Raw genomic sequence first — 6,179 nt, forward strand, 5'->3', positions numbered from 1 at the left:
GGGGTAGAGCCCCCGCCCACTAGGTGATCTTGATCGGGTTCACCACGTCCGCCACCATCACCAGCAGGGTGAAGCAGATGAACAGACCCGCGACCACGTACGCGACGGGCATCAGCTTCGCCACGTCGAACGGGCCGGGATCGGGGCGCCGGAAGACCCGGGCGACGGCGCGCCGCAACGATTCCCACAGGGCGCCGGCGATGTGCCCGCCGTCGAGCGGGAGCAGCGGCAGCATGTTGAACAGGAACAGCGACAGGTTGAAGCCGGCCAGCAGGTTGAGGAAGAAGACCAGCTGGTGCTGGGCGGGGATGTCGAGGGTGAAGATCTCACCGCTGACCCGCGCCGCGCCGACGACGCCCATCGGGCTGTCCTGCTTGCGCTCGGCCCCGTTGAAGGCCGCGTTCCACAGGTCCGGGACCTTGGAGGGCAGCGCGACCAGTGACTCCACGCCGGCCTGCATCATCTCGCCCATGCGGTCGACGGACTGGCCGAAGGACTGCGGTACGTAGCCGGAGGCGGGGGCGAAGCCGAGGAAGCCCGCGGTGACGTACTCGTCCTTGACGTACCGGCCGCTGCCGTCCGTCTTGGCGACCTTGTTCTCGATCAGGTTCGCCTTGAGGTCCACCCGCTCCCCGGCCCGCTCCACCGTGATCGTGGCGGGGCCGACGGTGGCGCGGATGTCCTTCTGCAGGGCGGACCAGTCGCCGACCGACCGGCCGTTGAAGGCGACGATCTTGTCGCCCGCCTTCAGGCCCGCGGCCTTGGCGGGGGCGGCCGGGTCGCCGGGGGCGCACTTGTCGCGCTTCTCGCTCTGCTGGATGACGCAGTCCGAGACGGTGGCGACCGAGGTGGTCTGCGTGTTCAGCCCGAAGGTCATCAGGGTCGTGAGGAAGATCGCCACGGCCAGGATCAGGTTCATGAACGGCCCGGCGAACATCACGATCACGCGCTTCCACGGCTTGCGCGTGTAGAAGAGCCTGCTCTCGTCGCCGGGCTGGAGCTCCTCGTACGCGGCCGACCGCGCGTCCTCGATCATCGACCGGAACGGCGAGGTGGAGCGGGCGGTGACCTTGCCGTCCTCGCCGGGCGGGAACATCCCGATCATGCGGATGTAGCCGCCCATGGGGATGGCCTTGAGCCCGTACTCGGTCTCGCCCTTCCTCCGCGACCAGACGGTCGGCCCGAAGCCCACCATGTACTGCGGCACGCGAATGCCGAAGATCTTGGCCGTGGAAAGGTGCCCCAGCTCGTGCCACGCGATGGAGACCAGCAGGCCGACCGCGAAGACCACGACCCCGAGCACCGTCATCAGTAGTGTCATGTGCGTGCCTCCGCGGCGGCCCGCGCCGCCATCTCCCGCGCCCGGGCCCTGGCCCAGGCCTCCGCTTCCAGGACGTCCTGGACCGTCAGGGAGGTTCCCGACTCAGGTGTCCCGTGCTCATCGACCACGGCAGAGACCGTATCCATGATTGCTGTGAACGGCAGCCGACCTGCCAGGAATGCTTCCACGCACTCCTCGTTGGCCGCGTTGAACACGGCCGGGGCGGTGCCGCCGAGGGTGCCTACGTGCCGGGCGAGGCCGACCGCCGGGAAGGCCTCCGTGTCCAGGGGGAAGAACTCCCAGGTGGAGGCCTTGGTCCAGTCGAAGGCGGGGGCCGCGTCCGGGATCCGCCCGGGCCAGCCGAGGCCGATCGCGATGGGGCCGCGCATGTCCGGCGGGGTGGCCTGGGCGAGCGTGGAGCCGTCCGTGAACTCCACCATCGAGTGCACGTAGGACTGCGGGTGGACCACGACCTCGATACGGTCGAAGGGGATGTCGTAGAGCAGGTGCGCCTCGATGACCTCGAGCCCCTTGTTGACCAGGGTCGAGGAGTTGACGGTGATCACCGGGCCCATGGCCCAGGTGGGGTGCGCGAGGGCGTCCGCCACGGTCACGTTCGCCAGCTCGGCGCGGGTGCGGCCGCGGAAGGGGCCGCCGGAGGCGGTCACCACGAGCTTGCGGACGTCGGCGCGGGTGCCGGCGGCGAGCGCCTGGAAGAGCGCGGCGTGCTCGGAGTCCACCGGGATGATCTGGCCGGGCTTCGCCAAGGCCTTGACCAGCGGGCCGCCGACGATCAGCGACTCCTTGTTGGCCAGGGCCAGGGTCCGGCCCGCCCGCAGTGCGGCGAGGGTCGGCGCGAGACCGATGGAGCCGGTGATGCCGTTGAGGACGGTGTGGCACTCGGAGGCGGCGAGTTCGGCCGCCGCGTCCGGACCGGCCAGGATCTCGGGCAGCGGCTCGGACGGCCCGTACCGGGCGCTCAGCGCCTCTTTCAGGGCCGGTACGACGTCCTCGCGGGCCACGGCCACGGTCGTGACCCGCAGCTGTCGGGCCTGCTCGGCCAGCAGCTCCACCCGCCCGCCGGCGGCGGACAGCGCGGTGACCTTGAACCGGTCCGGGTTGCGCAGGGCGAGATCGATGGCCTGGGTCCCGATGGACCCGGTGGACCCGAGGATGACGATGTCCCGGAGGCCGGCCGCGGGGTCGAAGAGGAGGTGCGGATCGGCGAGGGGGGCTGGGCGGTCGCTCATGCCCCCCATTGTTGCCGCAAGTCATCAGCGGCCGGACACGGAGCCCCCTTCCGTTACCCGCAGAAGCAGGTGCGGGAGCGTTCCGGCGAACTCCGGGAGCGTACGGGCGACGCTCCACCAGGCTTCGGGGTCCTCGTCGAGGGCGAGGGCCAGCAGCCGGTCGGCCTCGGCGTGGGAGGCGAGAACGGCCGTGGGGCGGTCGTGCCGGTCGGGATGGGCCACGTCGCCGAGCCAGTGGTCCTGGTCGAGGGCCCAGCAGGCGGGCAGCTTGTGCCGGATCACATCCTGGCCGGTGAGCAGGCCGCGGTCGAGGCAGTCGCGCACCCAGCGGATGTCCTCCGCGACGCTGTCCATCGGCACGGCGAGGCTCGTCAGGGCCAGCTCGCGCTCCACGCCCCCGTAGGGCTCGCCAACCGTCGGGGTCAGGTGGCGCACGGCGCGGACGAGGTCGGGGCCGGGCTCACCCGCGTCGGCCGCCTCGGGCACGGTGCCGTCGGCCAGGGCGGCGACCAGCGTGGGCAGCGGGCCCCGGTGGCCGGGAGCATGCCGCAGCAGCTCCGCCCACAGACGGGGATCGTCCCCCAGCGGGCGCAGGGCCCGCAGGACGGCCGTCTGCATGCCGGCCTGTTCGGGCAGGGTCCAGCGCAGGCCGTCGGTGTCGGGGAGGCGGGCGAGCAGCAGGGTCCGGTGCGCGGGGGCGACGTGGGTGACGAGTTCCTCGTGCGTGACCCGTCCCATCCGCACGGCGCGGACGGCGGGCCGGTGCCAGGAGCGTCCGTCCGGCGGCGCCGCCGGGGCGGCCAGGAACGCGTGGACGGTGTCCAGAGGCAGGTCCGCGACGAGCAGCAGGGCCTCGACCGCGCCGGCCGGCAGCGCCTCGCGCAGGTGCTCGGCGAGCAGCAGCTCCGGGTCGGGCCGGTGGCACAGCGCCAGGATGTCCAGCGGGACCCGCGGTCCGCGCCGGCGGCCGTGCCGGCGCAGCAGGCCGACCAGCTCGGACGTACTGAGCGGTTCCTCGGCGGGGTCCCTGCCGAGCTCGGCGCGGAGCACCGGCAGGAGTTCGGGGGGTGTGCGGCGGCGGGCGTAGCGGGCGGGTCCGGGCAGGCCGGGCAGCGGCCGGCCCACGACCCGGGGGTTGCGCGCGATGAAGGTCCGGTCGGCCGCACGGCCGTGGCGCAGCAGCAGGGTGACGGTCGAGGCCGACAGCCACTCGTCCCGGCACAGGTACTTGCGGGTGGGCTCGTCCAGCCTGCCGATCATGTCGGTGACGACGTGGTCCGGTGCGTGGCGCAGCAGGTGCGCCACGCACCAGGCCAGCCGTCGGCTGGTGCGGTCTTCCTCGGCCGTCGACATCGTTCTCGTCCGCCTCGCGCTGTGCTCGTACGCGTACCAGTACTCGTACTCATCCTCGTACGTCTGTCCGACGTCCGGCGATGATCGCAGGTCAGCGGAGGGGGCGGTGCACGTTTTTCCGGGTCGAGGGTCCGGGCGTCGCGTCCGCGATCCAGGGCCCGTCGCCGGAGGGGTCGAGGACGCCCTCCTCCAGCCAGGTGTAGGTGCCGGACAGCACGCCCGCGACCACCTTGCGGTCGAGGTCGTCGGTGTTGGACCAGAGCCGGCCGAAGAGCTCCTCGACGCGCAGCCGGGACTGCTCGCAGAAGGCGTCGGCGAGCTGGTAGGCCTCGCGGCCGTGGGTGCCGGTGGCGCGCAGGTGCTCGGCGCGGACGCACGCCGCGCTCATCGCGAAGAGCTCGGCGCCGATGTCGACGATCCGGCCGAGGAAGCCCTGCTTGGTCTCCATCCGGCCCTGCCAGCGGGACATGGCGTAGAAGGTGGAGCGGGCGAGTTTGCGGGCGCTGCGCTCCACGTAGCGCAGGTGGGCGGAGAGGTCGGGGTGGCCGCTCGGGTGGAAAGCGCGGTACGTGCCGGGCACCTGGCCGGGGCCGGTGGCGAGCTTGGGCAGCCAGCGGGCGTAGAACCCGGCGGCGCGGGCTCCGGCCTTGGCCTTGTCACCGAGTGCCTTCTCCGGGTCGATGAGGTCGCCCGCCACCGAGAGATGGGCGTCGACGGCCTCGCGGGCGATCAGCAGGTGCATGATCTCGGTGGAGCCCTCGAAGATCCGGTTGATGCGCAGGTCGCGGAGCATCTGCTCGGCGGGTACGGCGCGTTCACCGCGGGCGGCCAGGGACTCGGCGGTCTCGAAGCCGCGCCCTCCGCGGATCTGGACGAGTTCGTCGGCCATCAGGCAGGCCATCTCGGAGCCGTAGAGCTTGGCGAGGGCGGCCTCGATACGGATGTCGTTGCGGTCCTCGTCGGCCATCTGGGAGGCGAGGTCGACCACCGCTTCAAGGGCGAAGGTGGTGGCGGCGATGAAGGAGATCTTCGCGCCGACCGCCTCGTGCCGCGCGACCGGCCGGCCCCACTGCTCCCGTACGCCGGACCACTCGCGGGCGATCTTCAGGCACCACTTCCCGGCGCCGACGCACATGGCGGGCAGCGACAGCCGGCCGGTGTTGAGCGTGGTCAGGGCGATCTTGAGCCCGGCGCCCTCGGCGCCGATGCGCTGGGCCGCCGGGACCCGTACCCGGTGGAAGCGGGTCACGCCGTTCTCCAGGCCGCGCAGGCCCATGAAGGCGTTGCGGTGCTCGACGGTGATCCCCGGCGAGTCCGCCTCGACGACGAAGGCGGTGATCCCGCCGCGGTGGTTCTCGGACCTGGGAACGCGGGCCATCACGACGAGGAGGTCCGCGACGACCCCGTTGGTCGTCCACAGCTTCACGCCGTCGAGCACATACGCGTCGTCCCCGTCCGGGACCGCCGTGGTGGCCAGGCGCGCCGGGTCGGACCCCACGTCGGGCTCGGTGAGCAGGAAGGCGCTGATGGCGGTGGTGGCGCACCGGGGCAGGTAGGCGTCCTTCTGCTCCTGCGTGCCGAACATCTTCAGCGGCTGGGGCACGCCGATCGACTGGTGGGCCGAGAGCAGTGCACCGATGGCCGGACTGACCGAGCCGACGAGGGCCAGCGCCTTGTTGTAGTAGACCTGGGTGAGGCCGAGGCCGCCGTACTTGGGGTCGATCTTCATCCCGAGGGCGCCGAGCTCCTTGAGGCCGCGCACGGTCTCGTCGGGAATCTTCGCCTCGCGCTCGATCAGAGCCCCGTCGATGCGGGTCTCGCAGAACTCCCGCAGCCGGGCCAGGAAGGCCTCGCCCCGCCGGACGTCCTCGTCGGCGGGGAGCGGATGGGGGTGGATCAGGTCGAGCCGGAAACGCCCCAGGAAGAGCTCCTTGGCGAAACTGGGTTTGCGCCAGTCCTGTTCCCGGGCCGCTTCCGCGACCTGCCGTGCCTCGCGCTCGGTCACCTTGGGCTGTGCGGGCTGTGCGGGCTGTGTTGCGGACATGCGGGGACTCACCTCGCCGCCGGAGTCGGTTCACCGGATTACCAGCCGGTGCTACTTGTGAGTCGTACCCCGTCCGGCCCCACCGGAAAAGCCGGGGCGGTCCGATCGGGGGAACCGGGGTCCGGTGGAGATCCGCCCGGTGGCGGTGTCGGGGGTGAGGCCGGGTGCTGGTTCGCCACGGCGGAAAAGGGGACGGCCGGAGCCCCCGCAC

Annotated in this window: 4 protein-coding genes; all 4 read right to left on the reverse strand. The window is 72.0% G+C overall.

Going from position 1 to position 6,179, the window contains the following annotated elements; genetic code table 11:
* Positions 1-19: 19 nt before the first annotated feature.
* The 4 genes from ACWGIU_RS26565 to ACWGIU_RS26580 all read right to left on the reverse strand — a co-directional run bounded on the left by ACWGIU_RS26565 (position 20) and on the right by ACWGIU_RS26580 (position 5,968).
* Complete coding sequence (locus ACWGIU_RS26565) at positions 20-1,321, reverse strand: M50 family metallopeptidase (protein ID WP_453709819.1); 1,302 nt, start codon at positions 1,319-1,321, stop codon at positions 20-22.
* Positions 1,318-2,571: a 1-deoxy-D-xylulose-5-phosphate reductoisomerase gene (gene dxr / locus ACWGIU_RS26570; protein ID WP_453709821.1), complete on the reverse strand. Its 1,254-nt coding sequence runs from the start codon at positions 2,569-2,571 to the stop codon at positions 1,318-1,320. The genes ACWGIU_RS26565 and dxr overlap by 4 nt, the downstream gene beginning before the upstream one ends.
* 24 nt (positions 2,572-2,595) lie before the next feature.
* Positions 2,596-3,924 (reverse strand): hypothetical protein, encoded by a 1,329-nt coding sequence (locus tag ACWGIU_RS26575; protein WP_453709823.1) that lies wholly within the window; start codon positions 3,922-3,924, stop codon positions 2,596-2,598.
* A 91-nt stretch (positions 3,925-4,015) separates the two neighbouring features.
* Complete coding sequence (locus tag ACWGIU_RS26580; RefSeq protein ID WP_453709825.1) at positions 4,016-5,968, reverse strand: acyl-CoA dehydrogenase family protein; 1,953 nt, start codon at positions 5,966-5,968, stop codon at positions 4,016-4,018.
* Positions 5,969-6,179 lie beyond the last annotated feature (211 nt).

It is taken from the genome of Streptomyces sp. NPDC054840, from assembly GCF_053611065.1.

Bases quoted from the DNA above. Each gene is read 5' to 3' on its own strand.
- ACWGIU_RS26565 (WP_453709819.1), bottom strand. From the start codon at position 1,321: ATGACACTACTGATGACGGTGCTCGGGGTCGTGGTCTTCGCGGTCGGC.
- dxr (WP_453709821.1), bottom strand. From the start codon at position 2,571: ATGAGCGACCGCCCAGCCCCCCTCGCCGATCCGCACCTCCTCTTCGAC.
- ACWGIU_RS26575 (WP_453709823.1), bottom strand. From the start codon at position 3,924: ATGTCGACGGCCGAGGAAGACCGCACCAGCCGACGGCTGGCCTGGTGC.
- ACWGIU_RS26580 (WP_453709825.1), bottom strand. From the start codon at position 5,968: ATGTCCGCAACACAGCCCGCACAGCCCGCACAGCCCAAGGTGACCGAG.